This window comes from Novosphingobium sp. FG90 (assembly GCF_057808725.1).
In genome coordinates, this window is sequence record NZ_JBMDIO010000003.1 from 47,882 (window position 1) to 64,075 (window position 16,194).

General features: G+C 67.6%; 13 protein-coding genes. 3 read left to right on the forward strand and 10 right to left on the reverse strand.

All coding sequences use genetic code 11. From position 1 onward, the window contains the following. Positions 1 to 26: 26 nt before the first annotated feature. From ACODRZ_RS03445 to ACODRZ_RS03470, 6 genes are read right to left on the reverse strand one after another with little or no spacing between them, the layout of a single operon-like run. Positions 27 to 1,058, reverse strand: a complete 1,032-nt coding sequence (locus ACODRZ_RS03445; protein WP_488969466.1) for a family 8 glycosyl hydrolase — start codon at positions 1,056 to 1,058, stop codon at positions 27 to 29. Continuing rightward, positions 1,048 to 1,509 (reverse strand): cellulose biosynthesis protein BcsD, encoded by a 462-nt coding sequence (bcsD, locus tag ACODRZ_RS03450; protein ID WP_488969467.1) that lies wholly within the window; start codon positions 1,507 to 1,509, stop codon positions 1,048 to 1,050. Before bcsD ends, ACODRZ_RS03445 begins: the two co-directional genes overlap by 11 nt. Continuing rightward, complete coding sequence (locus ACODRZ_RS03455; protein ID WP_488969468.1) at positions 1,506 to 5,000, reverse strand: cellulose biosynthesis protein BcsC; 3,495 nt, start codon at positions 4,998 to 5,000, stop codon at positions 1,506 to 1,508. The genes bcsD and ACODRZ_RS03455 overlap by 4 nt, the downstream gene beginning before the upstream one ends. Then, a complete protein-coding gene (gene bcsA, locus ACODRZ_RS03460; protein WP_488969469.1) occupies positions 4,997 to 9,463 on the reverse strand; it encodes a UDP-forming cellulose synthase catalytic subunit in 4,467 nt (1,488 codons plus the stop codon). The genes ACODRZ_RS03455 and bcsA overlap by 4 nt, the downstream gene beginning before the upstream one ends. After that, positions 9,460 to 10,227 carry a cellulose synthase operon protein YhjQ/BcsQ gene (locus ACODRZ_RS03465; protein ID WP_488969470.1) on the reverse strand — a complete coding sequence of 256 codons (768 nt, stop codon included), beginning with the start codon at positions 10,225 to 10,227 and terminating at the stop codon, positions 9,460 to 9,462. Before ACODRZ_RS03465 ends, bcsA begins: the two co-directional genes overlap by 4 nt. Further along, a complete protein-coding gene (locus tag ACODRZ_RS03470) occupies positions 10,227 to 10,583 on the reverse strand; it encodes a hypothetical protein (protein WP_488969471.1) in 357 nt (118 codons plus the stop codon). The genes ACODRZ_RS03465 and ACODRZ_RS03470 overlap by 1 nt, the downstream gene beginning before the upstream one ends. A 336-nt stretch (positions 10,584 to 10,919) precedes the next feature. Here ACODRZ_RS03470 and ACODRZ_RS03475 point away from each other — a divergent pair, with 336 nt between their 5' ends. Then, positions 10,920 to 11,321: a hypothetical protein gene (locus ACODRZ_RS03475; protein WP_488969472.1), complete on the forward strand. Its 402-nt coding sequence runs from the start codon at positions 10,920 to 10,922 to the stop codon at positions 11,319 to 11,321. On the opposite strand, the gene ACODRZ_RS03480 is transcribed toward ACODRZ_RS03475, so the two are convergent. After that, entirely contained in the window at positions 11,322 to 12,398 is a 1,077-nt protein-coding gene (locus ACODRZ_RS03480; RefSeq protein WP_488969473.1) for a S66 peptidase family protein, read from the reverse strand. A gap of 92 nt (positions 12,399 to 12,490) precedes the next feature. Between ACODRZ_RS03480 and ACODRZ_RS03485 the strand changes: the two genes are divergently transcribed. Together ACODRZ_RS03485 and ACODRZ_RS03490 are read left to right on the forward strand one after the other, a co-directional pair. Next, complete coding sequence (locus tag ACODRZ_RS03485; protein ID WP_488969474.1) at positions 12,491 to 13,366, forward strand: LOG family protein; 876 nt, start codon at positions 12,491 to 12,493, stop codon at positions 13,364 to 13,366. A gap of 129 nt (positions 13,367 to 13,495) precedes the next feature. Next, the gene (locus ACODRZ_RS03490) at positions 13,496 to 13,672 is read left to right on the forward strand and encodes a hypothetical protein (protein ID WP_488969475.1); all 177 of its coding nucleotides are present in this window, start codon (positions 13,496 to 13,498) and stop codon (positions 13,670 to 13,672) included. A 49-nt stretch (positions 13,673 to 13,721) separates the two neighbouring features. Here the strand turns inward: ACODRZ_RS03490 and thiD are convergent, their stop codons facing one another. From thiD to glmM, 3 genes are read right to left on the reverse strand one after another with little or no spacing between them, the layout of a single operon-like run. Next, on the reverse strand, positions 13,722 to 14,471 hold the full coding sequence (thiD, locus tag ACODRZ_RS03495; RefSeq protein WP_488969476.1) for a bifunctional hydroxymethylpyrimidine kinase/phosphomethylpyrimidine kinase: 750 nt from the start codon (positions 14,469 to 14,471) through the stop codon (positions 13,722 to 13,724). Positions 14,472 to 14,512: 41 nt separating this feature from the next. After that, positions 14,513 to 14,740, reverse strand: coding sequence for a DUF1272 domain-containing protein (locus tag ACODRZ_RS03500; RefSeq protein WP_488969477.1), 228 nt, complete (start codon positions 14,738 to 14,740; stop codon positions 14,513 to 14,515). After that, positions 14,740 to 16,083, reverse strand: coding sequence for a phosphoglucosamine mutase (glmM, locus tag ACODRZ_RS03505; protein ID WP_488969478.1), 1,344 nt, complete (start codon positions 16,081 to 16,083; stop codon positions 14,740 to 14,742). The genes ACODRZ_RS03500 and glmM overlap by 1 nt, the downstream gene beginning before the upstream one ends. Between the last annotated feature and the right edge of the window lie 111 nt (positions 16,084 to 16,194).

Below are 16,194 nucleotides of genomic sequence, written 5' to 3' on the forward strand. Positions count from 1 at the left end.
CCGAGCTTGCTCGGGGAGGAATGAAGTTACAGCCGCGCCAGCATCTGCAGCGACGCGCTGAAGTAATCGCTGTCCAGCACCGGCGGCGTGGTCGAACCGATCAGCCGCGCCGCGATCGCCGCGCCGCCGCTGGAGAGCGCATAGTTCGCCTCCTCGCCGGTCACCACATCGACCCACGCGGGTATCGAGCGGTGCTGCGCGATCCGCGAGCGCCACCAGTCCGCCACCGGCTGCACCAGACTCGAACGCCCGCCGACCGCCGCGTAAAGCGGAATGCGGATCGCGTCGTAGCCGAAGCGCGGCGGCTTGCCGACCGCAGGGGCCACCGCGTTGTAGCCACTCACCGCCACCCAGTCGCTCGGCAGCGCATGCATGCCGAAGCGCGAGAGCGTGGTGATCGCCTCGCAGTCGCGGATCACGCCGCCCCATGTCGAAGCACCGTCCGCCTTGGCGAACTGGTCGAGCGCGGGCCACACGAAGTACGAGGGGTTGAGCGTCACTTGCGCGTTCTCGGCGAACCCGACGATGCCCGGCAGCAGCAGTTCGCGCCCGAACCGCGAAATCACGCAATGCTCGCGGATCGCCTTGCGGACTTCGCGCGCACGGTCGCTCCAATCGGAGCGCTTCCACCGCTGCCCTGCAAGCGCCAGCGCCCAGGCGATGACGAGGTCACCGTCCGTCGCGTTGTTGGGATCGGAGACGGGCACCGCCGCCGTGGGATCGTACTTCCAAGAATGGAGCGCCATGTCCTCGCGCCCCAGCGTGTCCTGCGTCCACTTCGCGATGCGCTCGAAAGCCTCGCGATCCCCGGCGCGCAGGGCGAGGATCATGCCGTAGCTCTGGCCCTCGGAGTGGCTGATGCGGCCGTTGCCGGTGTCCACGACGCGGCCCTCGGGCGCGACGAAGCGGTCGCGCCACTGGGTCCAGAACGGGTCGTTGACCTGCTGGGCGCGGCCCTGGCTAGGCGCGGTATTGCAAGCGGCGGTGAAGGCCATCAGTGCCCCCAGCGAAAACGTGCGACGATCGACCTTCGGCCGGAATAGGGAATCAGCGGCCATGACGGAGCTCGAGCGTGTCCCCTTTCCATTCCGCGGTTGTGCGTAGCGCCGGTCCGCTGCCGAGGACGCGGAACCAGCTGTCGTAGGCGCCTTCCAGCACGCCCAGCAGCATGCGCGCCCAGTGGCCCGCGCGGTCGGGGGCGATTTCGGTCGGCAGGTCGCGGTGACGCACGACGATGGCGTCACGGCCGACCGCCAGCTCGATCTCGCCCCAGTCGAGCGCCTGCCAGAACGTGTTGATCCGGGCGCAGAGCACCGAGGCGTCGTTCACCCCGTCGAGCGGCTCCAGCGCGGCCATGCGGCGGCCGATCGCGAGGAAGAAGCCGTGCGCCTGCTCCTCCGGAATGCCCTCGGACACTTCCGAGGCGGTGGCGATCGCCAGCAGCGCGAGGCCGCCGACGGCATTGTCCGAAGGCCCGCTGCGGGGCTGGGGAAAGGCCTGCATCTTCATTTACCGGTGCTCCCGAAGCTCTGCCGCACCCCGAGGATGGAGCGGAACTCGTCATAACTGCCGAAAGTGTTGTACCCCAGTTCGCCGCCGATGCGGGTAGTGGGCGTGATCTTGTAATAGAGCGAGCCCTGCGCCGAAAGCGCGAAGCCGGTCTTGCTCAGGCTGTCGAAGTAGGAACGCACGTCCGAATTCTCGGCCTTGAGCGCGTCCAGTTCGGCCTGCGCGGCGGGGTCGGTCGGGTAGAGGACGCTCTGGTCCTCCTTGTAGCTCTGGAAGCCGGGCGTGAACGAGGCGGCCACGTCCCAGCGCTCGTCGTTCATGGTGTAGTTCACCGGGAAGCCGACCGAGATAAAGTTCTGCGGGCTGAAGTAGCCGCCGTTGCCGAACGTGAAGTAGTTCTGGCTCTTGTCGTAGGCCTGATAGTTCACGTTGAGGCCGACGGTAACGCGCGAGTTGCGGCCCTTGTACGCTTCCAGATAGCCGCCGACGTTGGCCTCGATGCCGTCGTTGTTCGCCACATTCTCGCCGCGCAGGCGGTAGTAACGCGCCTCGGCATAGACGCCCGAGCCGTTCTCGTCGTAGCTCAGGCCTAGGCCGCCCGCCGTGCGCATCACCTGTCCCCAGCGCTCGCCGGTGACGGGGTCGCGAGTGCCCGCGTAGGAGACGATGGAGTCGGTCACCGGCTTCTGCTCGACGAAGGCGGTGGCGCGCACGTTCTGGCCCAGCTTGGGGGTAACGGCGGCGCGGCCCGCGAACTTGGTCTTGCCCATGCCGATGGGTGTGGTTCCGCCCTCCAGCTGGACCCAGTCGTTCTCGTAGCCCGCCGAAAGCGCGACGCCCGAACCATTCTGGGTATCGGCGTTGACGAGCGCGGACGGCTCCGCCGCGACGATGCCTTGTGCTTCGGGCGTGGCATTGCGGCCGAAGCGGGCGAGGCCCGAGCCGGTCGGGCGTCCAGCGTCGATCACTACGGCCTCGGCCTTGGCGAAGACGCGGCCACCGGCGACGCCGGTCGAGAACTTGGCCGAGCCCTTGATCTCGTCGAGCTTGGACAGGCCCGTCTCGCCCGAGCGGCCGCGATAGCCGGTCTGAACGTCGACACGAGGGCCTGTGTCCTGCGCCAGCTGGTCGATCTGCGACTGGATCTGCGTCATCACCGGGTCGCCTGCGTAGGCGACCGGAACTTGCGGACCGTCATAGCCGGGCGCGCTGGCCGGAGCGGCCCATGCCGCTGCCGGAGCGGTGCTGCCGGTGGGCGAGGCGTAGCGATCCGGGGCGGAGTAATTCGCCTGCGGAGCCTGAGCCCCGGCGAAACCGCCGAAGCCACTCTGGCCGGTGCCCATGCCGACGGGGGCTGCACCGAATGCACTCGCCTGCTGGGGCGCGGCGTAGCCGAACCCGCTTTGCGGGGCCTGCTGCGGGTAGGCGGCCGGAAGGCGCGTCCCGCCGCCGAGTGCGAAGGGATTCACCTGCTGCGGCGCGGCCTGCATCTGGTTGCGGAAGGGGTTCGCACCGCCTGCGGTGCTCATGCCCGCGAACGGATTGCCGCCCATCGCCACGCCGCCGCTCTGGCGCGCGTAGAGGGCGCGCGCGTCCTTGAGCATCGCCACGGCAGCGCGGTCGTTGCCTCGCGCGCGCTCCACGTTGGCGAGCGCCATGCGAACCTGATAGTCCTGCCCGTAGAGGCGCAGCACCTGCTTCTGTGCCTGTTCCGACAGATCGCGATCCCCCGCGCCCTGCGCGGTGTCGGCGAGGCCGAGCAGCGCGTCCTTGTCGTTGGGCTTGCGCGCCAACACCAGCTGATAGGTCTGCGCCGCCTTCGCGGGCATGCCGCCGGTCTGGTAGAGCCGGGCGAGGCCGGACATGATCTCGGTATTGTCCGGCGCGGCGCCATAGGCCTGCTGGAGAATATCGAAGCTCTCAGCGTAGCGACCGCCCATGCGGGCTTCGTCGGCCTGCCCGACCATCATGCCCGCACTGATGCGCGCATAAGCCTTCTGTCCCTCGGCGCTGGAACCCGCCAGCTGCGAGGCGCGTGCGAGCGCCTGCTGGGCAAGGTCGCTGCGGCCGGTGCGAGTGAGGACACCGATCAGGCCCTCGTAGTCGGCGATGTTGTCGATGCGGCCGGTCGCGGCGTTGGCGGCGACTTCGGCCGCGCCCTGCGTGTCGCCGAGGTCGAACAGCGCATTGGCGACGGCGGCCTGCTTGCCCGCCGGGATCGAGGCCATCGCGCCGAGCTGGCGCAGCCCCGCCACGGCCTGCGCGCCCTGCCCGCTGGCCGCCATGGCCTTGGCGCGGGCGATCGCGGCGTCGGTCTTCACGCTGAGCGCAAGATTGCGCATCGGCGCGGTACGCTGCGTCTCGGGGATCATCGAGATCAGACGGTCCGCCTCGGTCGAGCGGCCGAGGTCGTTGTTGAGCAGCGCGGCGGCATAGAGAGAGTCCGCATTGCCGCTGGTCGCCAGCGAGCGGATCAGCGATTCCGCTTCGGGCACCCGGCCGCGCTCGATCTGGAACTGGGCGAATTCGTAGCGGATCCACGGATCGCTGGGGTCGATGACCAGGCCCTGCTGGAATTCGCGCACGGCGCCGAAGTCGTCACCACGCTCTGCAGCGGCGAGCGCACGGCCACGCGCGGCACGCAGCTGCAGGCGCTTGTCGTCGGCAGCGGTGCCGCCCTGCGCGGCCTGACGGTAGAGGTCGGCGGCGTCGGCATAGCGGCCCTGCCGCTCGTAGATGTCGGCCAGCAGTTCGAGCGCCGGGCCGGGCTCCTTGTAGCCCGAGCGCGCCAGTTGCTCGGCGCGGCCCTGCGCTTCGGCAAGGCGGTTCTGGGCGATCAGGCCCTTGGTCTCGTCCACGCCCGCGAAGAAGCGTGCAGCGGACAGGCCCTCGGCCCACTGGCTCGCCTTGCCGTTGGCGGAGGCCTGTTCGAGCAGGCTGGCCGCTTCGGCGAACTGCCCTTCGCGCAGCCGCACGAGGCCGAGACCGCCAAGCGCATCCGGGTCACGGCGATTGACGGACAATGCGCGCTGGAACTGCGAGGCGGCCGAGGCGAGGTTCCCGTCGTTCAGCGCATCGAAGCCCGAGACACGGGCACGACCGGCGCGGTCCGCTGCCGAGACCGGAGCGGGCGTCGGGGTCGGCGCAGGCGTCGGCTTGGGTGCAGCGGCGCGGGCGGGCGCCGGGGCTGCCTTGGGCGCGGATGCAGGCTTCGCAGCAGCAGGCTTGGCCACCAGCTTCGGCGCGGGCTTGGGAGCGGCGGGCTTGGGCGCCTGCGCCGAAGCCTTGAGCGCCGGGTTGTTCGGATCGAGCGCGCGGGCACGCTTCAGCGCCTGCTGGGCCAGATCCTCGCGCCCCTTCGAGCGCCAGTACTGGGCCTGTTTCACCAGAGCCTCGACGCCCGCGCTCTGCGCCTCGGCCACTGCGGGCAATGCCACAGCGGTAGAGAGCAGCAGGGCTACGCCCAGCTTGGAAGTACGCGAAATCGTCATGCGTGATCGTCCTGGCGCGCGAGGCGCTTCTGGGCCTGTCGGCGGAAGAAGATGTAGGCAGGTCCGGCAAGGGCCAGCGCCAGCAGCAGCGTGAACACGCCGAGCATCATCGGGCGCTGGCTGACGTAGTAGGCCAGCTTCATCCAGATCGGCAGCGAGCCGACCCAGTAGCGGTTCGACAGCGCGAAGCTGGTCATGCCGTCACCGCGCGTCACCGCAAGGTCACCCTGGATCGCGGCGTTGATCTTCACGTCGGCCATGCCATCCACCAGTGCGGGCAGCGCGGCGCCATCGTCCGACAGCAGTGCGACGACGGTGCGGTCCGAGGCGTAGGGCGACTGGAAGCTGACGATGCCGGAGAACCCCTGCGCATTGTAGACCACCGGCGCGGCGGCCATCGGGTCGTTCTCCTGCGAGCCGCCGAACAGCGCGGTCACGTACTGCAGCGGCGAACGCTCGGACACGCGCAGGCGGCCGTTCTCGTAGCGCACCGGCGCATCGGCGAACATGTCCGCCTCGGCCAGAGCGGTGCCGCCGATGACCAGCACGTCCTGGCTGGCCAGCGCGTCCCCGTCGATGGTCGAGGTCACCGTCACCGCCGTCACCGGAACGCCGGTCGAATCGCCGAAGCGGCCCATCAGCGTCAGGAACGCCTGCACCGAGGCCATCGACGGGTTCGGCGCGACGACCACGGTGGTCTGCGACAGGTCGGGGCTGGCGGTGAAGGGGAAGCCGGCGCCCGCGAAAGTCGCGAGGTCGGGCATCATGATCGCGTGATAGGCGCTGGTGAGATCGATGGTGCTCTTGGGATCGACCGAGACGCGCACGTTGTCCGGCAGGGTGCCGGTGCACTTCTTCTTGTCGGCGATGAGCAGGTTATAGTCGTAGGTCAGCTCGTTCTGGCCGAACAGGTTGTAGCGCGGCAGCGTGACGGTGGCGTTGGAATCCGCGCTCTTCGCACCGGCCGGGCCGAACAGCTGGCTCCACCAGGCAGCGCCCAGCGGCAGCGTCTTGAGGTACTGGCCGTTGATCGAGACGTCGAGGCGCGAGGCGCGCTTGTCCAGCCACTGCGCGACCGGGTAGCGGTAGCCGAGGTTCAGCTTGCCGCCTTCGCGCGGCCAGAAGAACAGGTCAGGCGCGACGCGGAAGCGGGTGGTCAGCGGGCCGGGGGGGATGCCCATGCCCTGCAGCGCGTAAGGCTCCATGATCGAGCCAAGCTCGACCGGCTTGTCGGTGGTCAGCCAGCGCACCGCGCCGTAGCGCGGCCATGCCGGGATGCGCACGCCGTCGAAGCTCATGCGCTGGCCGCCGAACACGCCGCGACCGAGCGCGACGGCAGCGGCGGCGAGGCGCAGGTCTTCGTCGTTGCGCCCCATGATCACCAGCAGCGTGCCGTTGGGATCGTTGGGGTTGCGCACGGCAGCGGCGACGGGACCACCGGCGGGCGCGATGTCGAGGCCGGGGATGCCCTGCGTCCCATTGAGGAACACGATGGCATTGCCGCGCGGGATCGAGCCGACGACCGGCTGGAAGCTGAAGCCGCGATAGCTGGCCAGCGAGCCGAGCCAGCTGGCGGTGGCGGCGGCGGCCTGAAGCTCACCGGCGCGCGGCTGGGTGGCGAAGACGAAGGGCATGCGCAGCGGCACGTTCTGGCCCTTGTCGAAGAACGGCAGCGGCAGGCGCGACAGGTCGGGGCCGAAAGTCAGCGGCTGATAGCTGAAATCGAACCACGAACGGGTGTTCGAGATGTTCGCCCACAGCGAGGAATGGAACGGGTCCTCGCAATCGCGCGCATAGTGGCCGATCAGGCGCAGGTTGAGCTGGTTGTCGCCCGGCAGCAGCAGCGCCGGGTTCACCGGGATTTCAAGGACCTGTCCGGCCGCATTGGCGCGGGTCAGCGGCACCGTCTGCGCGACCTCGCCGTTGACGATGACGACCAGCTGGCTGAGGTCGTCGAGCATCGAGGGCGACCAGGCCATCTGCAGGCGCAGCACGGCGCCGGTGGCGATGCGGTCCTGGCGCATGCCGAAGGGGATGCCCATTTCACCCTGCGTGCCGCGCAGGCGGATCGGCTGGGAGACGCGCAGGTCCTTGAGGGTCAGGCGCTCTGACATACCGCCGGTGTTGGCCACGCCCGGGTTGGCGGCGGAGGCAGCGGTCTCGGGCGCCTTGGCCGTCGGCTGGGCGTGAACCTCGGAGGTGCCGAAGAACAGGCCCGCCGCGCCCAGGGCAACGGCGCCGGCCAGCATCGCCGCCTTGGCGAGCGGCAGGCCCTTGTTCTTGGGGTCGTTCTTCTCGGCTTCCTTGGCGGCCTTCGCCATCGCCGCGCGCTTGGCGGCATTGGCGGCCTTCATCTGGCGGCGTTCGGCGAAATTCAGACCCAGCATGCGCTTCAACGTGACCATATCCACCCTGAGAATGTCGCCGAACGAACGGGCCGTGCCGACCATGGCTGGCGGTCCCCACGGCTGCCACGCATCCGCGCGGCCCATGACGGCGCACACTAGATGGCGACCGGCGAGAATGTCGAGCTTTTCGAAACGAACGTAGGCGTTGGTCGCGTTGGTGCGCATCGTCGTGACCGGGATCGACAGCACCTCATCGCCCATTGCCATGGTGATGTGACTGACCGTGCGGTCCTTGGTCGGCAGTTCCTCGGGCAGGCTCAGCGCCGCACCGCCCATCGAGATGTCGATGGTAGTGGCAGGCACCGTATGGCCCGAGGCGAGGTAGGCGGTGACCGGCAGCTGCACCGGAATGCGAATGTCCACGCGCTCCTGCCGGGTCTCGCGCGCCACCGAAACGGCGGCGAGCAGGATAGCGAGGGAGAACAGCGCCCAGGCCACATTCAGCACCAGCGTATCGGTCTGGATGTTGAACATGTAGGGGAAGAACGCCCATTTCACGACGGCCATGGTAATCCCCAGGATCACGAAGCCGATGCAGATGAGGTGCGGCTTGACGATCGCCCAGTCGAAGTAGGTCTGGTCGAGCAGCGAGCCCTTGTCGGTCACGTTGAACTTGCCCTTGCGCGGCTGGAACCACGTCATGACCGTGGGCTTGACGAGGTGGAAGGCAAGGATCGTCTCGTAGACTTCGCCCCAGTACGGGCGGCGCCAGCCACCTTGCGTCTTCTCGTTGGCGACCGACGAGCAGAACAGGTGCGGCAGCGCATAGGCGAAGATCAGCCCGGCGGACGCCTGGATGATGTTCTGACCGAAGATCAGGTAAGCAAGCGGGCTGGTCAGGAACACGATGCGCGGCACCGGATACTGGAAGTGCATCATCGCGTTGAGGTAGCAAAGGCGCTGCTGCCAGGTGAGGCCGCGGCCGAGCAGCGGATTGTCGATGCGCAGGATCTGCGTCATGCCGCGCGCCCAGCGGATGCGCTGGCCAACGTGAAGCACCAGACGCTCGGTGGCGAGACCGGCGGAGAGCCGCGCCGAGATGTACGCGGTATTCCAGCCGGTGCGCTGCAGCTTGAGCGCGGTGTGCGCGTCTTCGGTCACGGTCTCGCCTGCGAAGCCGTTGGTCTCCATCAGCGCCTCGCGGCGGATGATCGCGCAGGAACCGCAGAAGAAAGTGGCGTTCCACAGGTCGTTGCCGCCCTGTACCGGGCCGTAGAACAGGTCGCCCTCGCCCGGCATGTCGCCCATCGTCTGCGCGAGGTTGCGCTGCACGGGATCGGGCGAATACATGTGGTGCGGGGTCTGGATCAGCGCCAGGCGCGGGTCCTGCTGGAACCAGCCGACGGTCAGCTGCAGGAAGGCGCGGGTCGGCACGTGGTCGCAGTCGAAGATCGCGATCAGCTCGCCGTCGGTCTTCTTCATCGCCGCGTTGAGGTTGCCCGCCTTGGCGTGCAGGTTGTTGTCGCGGGTGATATAGCCGCAGCCCGCTTCCTTGGCGAAAGCGCGGAAATCGGGACGCTTGCCGTCGTCGAGAATGAAGACGCGGTAGCGGTCGACCGGATAGTCGAGGTCCATCGCCGCGAAGACCGTGTTGCGCACGATCTCGAGGCTCTCGTTATAGGTCGGGATGTAGATATCAACGGTCGGCCAGGTGTCCGGCTCGCCCTCGGGTTCGATCACCGGGCGGTCGAGCGGCCAGGTGGTCTGCAGGAAGCCCAGCAGCAGGATGACCCAGGCATACAGCTCGGCGAGGTAGAGCACGCCGCCGAACAGGAATTCGAGCGGGGTGTTGAACGCGATCGTCTGCGTCGTGCGCCAGAACAGGTAGCGGGTCGAGACCAGCACCGCCAGGATGCCGAGCGCGACCGCACCCATGCGGCCCTTGATCCGGCGCATCACCAGCGCGCCCGCCATCGTGACACCGGCGCAGACCCACTGCGCGGTGCCGTCCAGCGGCACGCCGATCACCACGGCGGCGATCCCGACGATCACCGCGACGGAGGCATAGCGGGCGAGCCGGTTGTCCAGCACGCGGGCGGCCAGTTTCTCGATCATGCGGCGCGGCTCGGAGATGACGAGGAATGGGAAGAGGAGGGGGTGGAACCACGCGCCACCCACGGGCGGCCGGGCGTCTCGAGCGCGGGAACCAGCGCAGTGCCGATCGCCTTCACGTCGGCGAGCGCGGCGCTCGACGGGGCGTACTTGGCGAGCGGCTGGAGCATCGCGATCGCTTCGGGCACCGATTCGTCGAGGCGGATGCGGCCAAGCAGCCGCTGCCCCACCAGTTCGCGGATGAACGCCGAGGAATGGCGCGAGAGGCGGCGCGTCTCATCCAGCGCGTTGATAACGAAGCTGGTCGAGGCGATGTTCTCGGGGCTCGCCTCGTCCAGCACCTGCGGCATGAGCGCGAGGGTGTCGGGCGCGGCGTTGATCACGCAGACGTTGGCGCTGGCGTGCGGCACGACGCGGCGCGCGAAGGCGAACTCGCTGGCGGGCACGTCGATGACCATGACCTTGTCCTGGCCGGTCTCCAGGAAACCGAGATCGCGAAGGACCGGCACGAAGTCGTTGTCCTCGGGCGCGGTGGTCAGGCTGCGCAGGTCGATGCCCGCGACCAGCACCGCGTCCTCGGCAGGGGCGAACAGCGAGGGCAGCGACATCGCGGGCTGCAGGCCGAAATGCAGCGGCATGGTGTCGCGCCTGGCGGTCGTCAGCACGGTGACGTCGGCGCCCGCCTCGGACAGGGCCATCGCGATGTGCGCGGCCATGAACGTGGTGCCGGCGCCGCCCTTGAGGCCGTGGGTTACGATGACGGGCATCAGATCTTCCCCTGCGATCCGAGGTCGGACAAGTGACGGAGCATGGCGCGCACGTCCTGCTGCTGCGCACCGCCGCGCCGGTCGGCGGGGGTGCTCGCGGCGGGGCCGTTGCCATAGCGGCTGAACAGGGAGCTCAGGCTCTCGCCGGAATAGGTCTCGACCACTTCGGCCGGTGCCGGCTCCGGTTTTGCCGCAACCACGGCCTCGGCCTGATCGATCGCCTGCAGGCGCGGATCGCGCAGCAGCGCTTCGAGGATCGGCCACAGTTCCAGCTCGCTGAAACGATCTTCGAATTCCTTGTAGGCGAAGTCGTTCTTGCCAAGCCGGTCGAGCAGATTTCTGGCATCGATGCGCATAAGAACCCCTGTATGAACACGTAAATTCTGCGCAAAGAATGGTTAAGAAAGGGTATGCGCAAACTAACGGATCATCGATTCCCATGCCCTTGCACCGCGGAAAGGTGCCATTCCGGCAACAGTTTTCGCGAACTCGGGCAGGTACAGGGCTCAGACATGCAATCCTTTGCAAATTAACCATGCCTTATAACCGGTGAAATCGGCACGCCAACAAGTGATTCGGAAAAATACGCATCATCTTCGGAGGAACTGCCGCAAGGATTGCAGGGCTATGGTCCGAGGCTCAACGACCGGATCACTGCATTCGGTTAACTGTCCTGGAAGGATCACGCGACAATGCCGGAGCCAAGTCCTCCGACCGGCGCTCCTGCGCCCGCGATCATGGGCCTCGACGCCCTCCCTCCGCCCGAATCCGGCGTCGTTGCGATCGACGGAGACCGCCGCCACGCGCGCGAAAGGGTGGAAATGCTGGCCCGTTTCCGCCGCGATCTTGCGATCAACACGGTCGTTCTCAAGGACCTGACCCCGCTCGGCGCACGAATCGAGAGCGTCGGGCCACTGGAGATGGACGAAGTGATCACCCTCACCCTGCCCGAATGCCGCCCGATGATCGCCTTCGTCGCCTGGGCCAACGGCAACGGCGCCGGGCTGGAATTCGTCCACCCGCTGCCCGAAGACCTGTTCGCCGAACTGGTCGCGCAATACGGGCTCAGCAGCGAGACCCCGGCAAGTGCCTGATCAGCTGACCGCCGGTTCGAGAAGCCGCAGCGTCCCGGCGTCGGCGTCGATCTCGGCCATGGCACCTTCGGGCACGCTGATCTGGCCGCCGATGTGCCCGATCATCAATCCCTGAAAGGCCGGCACGCCCAAAGACGCGAATCGACGGTCGAGCACTTCGTAGACGGTGAAGTTCGAGAAACCGCCGTCCGGGTTCTCGCAATGAGTGCATTGGCCGAAGACCACTCCCGCCAGCTTGTCCAGCAATCCCGCCAACGCCAGCTGGGTGAGCATCCGGTCGATGCGGTACTCCGCCTCGTTGGTTTCCTCCAGGAACAGGATCGCGCCATCGAAGTCGGGCAGATAGGGCGTGCCCACCAGCGCACTGAGCACCGCGAGATTGCCTCCCACCAGCCGCCCGCGCGCCTTGCCGCCACGAAAGGTCCGTACCGCCGGTCCCCTGCCGCCGAGGTTCGGCCCGGCATAGGCGGGAACCGCGTATGTGGGCATGGCGCCTTCGAAGGCCAGCTGCCGGAACGAATCCCACGATGCCGGCGGCCACGAAGTCGCCGCGGTCGGGCCGTGGATCGAGACGACGCCCGCCCGCGCCAGCGCCAGGCACAGCGCGGTATTGTCGCTGAACCCGGTGAACAGCTTCGGGTTCTTGCGGATCGCGGCGAAGTCGAGCAACGGCAGCAGCCGCGCCGAGCCCCAGCCGCCGCGCACCGCCATGATCGCGCGCACCCGCTCGTCCGCGAACATCGCCGTAAGATCCCGGGCACGCGCCTCGTCCGATCCCGCCAGATAGCCCTCGCGGTCGGTCAAGTGCGGAGCGAAGCGCGGCTCCAGCCCCATCGCCCGCACCGTCGAACCGATCTCGTCGAGGCCGAAGCGGTCGGCCACGAACCCGGCCGGTGCAACCAGTCCCAGTACGTCGCCGTTGCGCAGGCGCGGCGGGCGCACCATATCCCTCGCAGGCGGCGGCATCCTCGGCCGTGCCGGGGCTCCCAGCGCCGGGAGCGCGCCCGGCAGCATGCAGAGCCCCGCCCCCATTCCAACCAGCGCGCCGCGCCGCGAAAACCTGTTCCCGGTCATCATCCGGACAGCCTAGCCCCTGTAAGATTCCGTGCAACCGAGCGTGCACATATCTGTTCTCGACGCTTCGCGCTTACCCAGCCTATGAAGAGCCAATGACTGAAAAAGAAGACAAAGACCTCACCGAGCGCCGCTTCTACAAGGCCGAGCAGGAAGCCGGCTTCGCCGAGCAGCAGGCCGATACCATCCAGACCGGCCATCCCGCCTATCAGCTCGCCTTCCGCGACACCGACTTTCTCCTGCGCGACGAATTACGCCCGGTCCGCTTCCAGCTGGAACTTCTCAAGCCCGAGATGCTGCTGGAAGAGGCCAACATCGGCTCCACGCTGGTGATGTACGGCTCCGCCCGCATCCCCTCGCCCGACAAAGCCGATGCGGTGCGCACCGCCGCCGTCACCGACGAGCAGAAGAAAGTGGCCGAGCGCCTGGCCGAGAAGGCCAAGTATTACGAGGAGGCCCGCAAGCTCGCCCGGCTCGCCAGCCAGTGTGCCATCGTCGAGAAGGGCATGCGCCAGTTCGTCGTCTGCTCGGGCGGCGGTCCGTCGATCATGGAAGCGGCCAACCGCGGTGCGGCGGAAGTCGGCGCGGAATCGCTGGGCCTCAACATCGTGCTGCCGCATGAGCAGGCCCCCAACCGCTATGTGACGCCGCGCCTCTCGTTCCAGTTCCACTACTTCGCACTGCGAAAGATGCACTTCCTGCTGCGCGCCCGCGCGGTGGCGGTGTTCCCTGGCGGCTTCGGCACTTTCGACGAGTTCTTCGAACTGCTGACGCTGATCCAGACCGGCAAGATGAAGCCGATCCCGATCCTGCTCTACGGCCGCGAGTTCTGGGAGCGCGTAGTCAATTTCGAGGCGCTGGCCGAGGAAGGCGTCATCAACGCCAAGGATCTGTCCCTCTTCCGCTGGTGCGAAACCGCCGAGGAAGGCTGGGGCCACGTGCAGCAGTTCTACAACCTCGATTGCGGATGAGGCCCGACTGCGGGGGAGACGAAGGACTATTCGAAAAACCCGAACACAATAAGTGAACTTATCCGAGTGCCTTGAACGGGCAATCCAGTGCATCTGCGGGGCACCCAAAGACCCCGCAGGACACCCGCCATGAGCCAGATCATCGAACCCTTGAACGACCGTGCTCCAGCATTCCTGGGCGCGCTTGCAGACTATGCCCAGCCCGTCATTGTGGCGCTGAGCACCGCCGGCCTGACCGGCGGCGCGATGGCGGCGGTCGGCTTGCTGGCAGACACCGCACTGCGCCGCCGTTCGCGGCTGAACTGAAGCATTCCCGTCATAGCCAGCACAGCGCCATGACGAGATCGACTATCCGCTAACGAACCGCGTGGTGTCCCATCGGCCCGTGCCCATCGCCGAAGCCCGGCGCCGCCAGCAGCGCCGCGCGCACGAAGTCCCGCGCATCCTCGATCGCTTCGATCAGCGGAGCGCCCTGCCCCAGGAACGTGGCGATGGCGCTCGACAGCGTACAGCCGGTGCCGTGCGTATGGCGCGTTTCCACGCGCGGCGCGGTCCAGAGCACGGGTGCCTGCCCCGGCAGCACCAGTCGATCCTCCACGACGTCACCCGGCGCGTCGCCGCCCTTGGCGATGTAGGCGACGCCCTTCGCGGCCAGCGCGGCGTCTCCGCCCAGCGCGGCGAGTTCGTCGAAATTGGGCGTGGTCAGACAGGCGAGCGCCATAAGCCGCTCGAAAGCGGCGATGGTCGCTGCGTTCGCCAACACCGAACCGGCGGTAGAGACCATCACCGGATCGAAGATGACCGGCACGCCCAGCCCTTCCAGCCGGTCGGCGACGACGGCGGCGATCTCGGCACTGCCGAGCATGCCGATCTTCACGGCATCGACGCCGATGTCGCTGATGCAGGCATCGATCTGCGCGGCGACCATCGACGCCGACAGGGTCGTGACCGCGGTGACGCCCTTGGTGTTCTGCGCGGTGATCGCGGTGATCGCGGTCATGGCGTAGCCGCCGAGCAGCGTAATCGTCTTGATGTCGGCCTGGATGCCGGCACCGCCAGAGCTGTCCGACCCGGCGATGGAAAGAATGCGAGGAGGCTGGTTCATGGCCGCGCTCCTTACGCGCTCAACGCACCCCGAGTCGAGTATCAGCCCTTATAATGCCGCACTTTCGACGGCGGAGCGGAATCATGGTGCCGCTTGGCCCGCGTCGGCCGGTCGACGAGTTCGCCGCCGCAATTTGCGCACATGTCATCCAGCGCATCGGCACACTCGGCGCAATAGGTACACTCGAACGAGCAGATGAACGCGCCGGGGGCTTCGGCGGGAAGGTCCGTGCCGCAGCGTTCGCAATCGGGGCGCATTTCCAGAGCCATTATGCAGCGGCCTTTTCCACGGCGTGACATATAGAGGCTACGGCGGCTTCCACTTCGCCGGCGTCGTCGCCCTCGGCCATGACACGGATGACCGGCTCGGTGCCGGAGGGACGGATCACCAGACGCCCGCGACCATCGAGCGAGGCCTCGGCATCGGCGATGGCCGCCTTGACGCTGTCCGCATCCAGCGGCTTGCCCCCGCCGAAGCGCACATTGCGCAGCAGTTGCGGCACCGGGTCGAAAAGGTGCAGCAGTTCGCTCGCCCGCTTGCCCGACTGGACCAGCGCCGAAAGCACCTGGAGCGCCGCGACGGTGCCATCGCCGGTCGTCGCATGGTCGAGCAGGATCATGTGGCCAGACTGCTCGCCGCCGACGTTGAAGCCACCCGACCGCATCCGCTCGAGCACGTGACGGTCACCGACGGCGGTACGCTCCAGCGAAAGGCCCTGGCCGTTCAGATAGCGCTCGAGGCCGAGGTTCGACATGACCGTCGCCACCACGCCGCCGCCACGCAAGGTCCCCTGCGCGGCCAGCTGGCTGCCGATCAGCGCCATGATCTGATCACCATCGACGGTCTGGCCCTTCTCGTCGACCACGATCAGGCGGTCCGCGTCGCCGTCGAGCGCGATGCCGATGTCGGCCCCGGACGACACTACGGTCTCCTGCAGCAGTTCGACGTGCGTGGAGCCGCAGCGTTCATTGATGTTCTTGCCGTTGGGCGTGACGCCCACCGCGACGATCTCGGCGCCGAGTTCCCAGAACGCCGAAGGAGCCACCTGATAAGCCGCGCCATTGGCGCAATCGACCGCGATCTTGAGCCCGTCGAGCCGCACGGTGGACGGCAGAGAGGCCTTGACCGCGTGAATATAGCGTCCCCGCGCATCGTCCACGCGCCGCGCGCGGCCGATCTCGGGAGAGGCGGCAAGGTCGAGATCGCCGCCCATCAGCATCGCCTCGATCGCCAGTTCATCCTCATCGGAGAGCTTGAAGCCGTCGGGGCCGAACAGCTTGATCCCGTTGTCCTCATAAGGATTGTGGCTGGCCGAGATCATCACGCCCACGTCCGCGCGCAGTTCGCGGGTCAGCAGCGCAACCGCAGGGGTCGGCATCGGGCCGAGCAGCACCACGTCCATGCCCACGCTGGTAAAGCCCGCAACCATCGCGTTCTCCAGCATGTAGCCCGACAGGCGCGTGTCCTTGCCGATCACCACGCGGTGACGGTGCGTCCCGCGCAGGAAGCGCGTGCCGGCCGCCTGACCGACCTTCATCGCAGTGGCGGCGGTCATCGCCCCCTGATTGGTGCGGCCGCGGATACCGTCGGTGCCGAAGAACTGCTTACCCATTTCCTGTCCTCTTGCGCGCAAGATTCGAATCTCTCGTCCGCGCTCTGCAACCTGAGGCGTTACCGCCCTCTGAACGCCGCCTTACAGTCTGTTTAGGTTGTCGTCGAACAC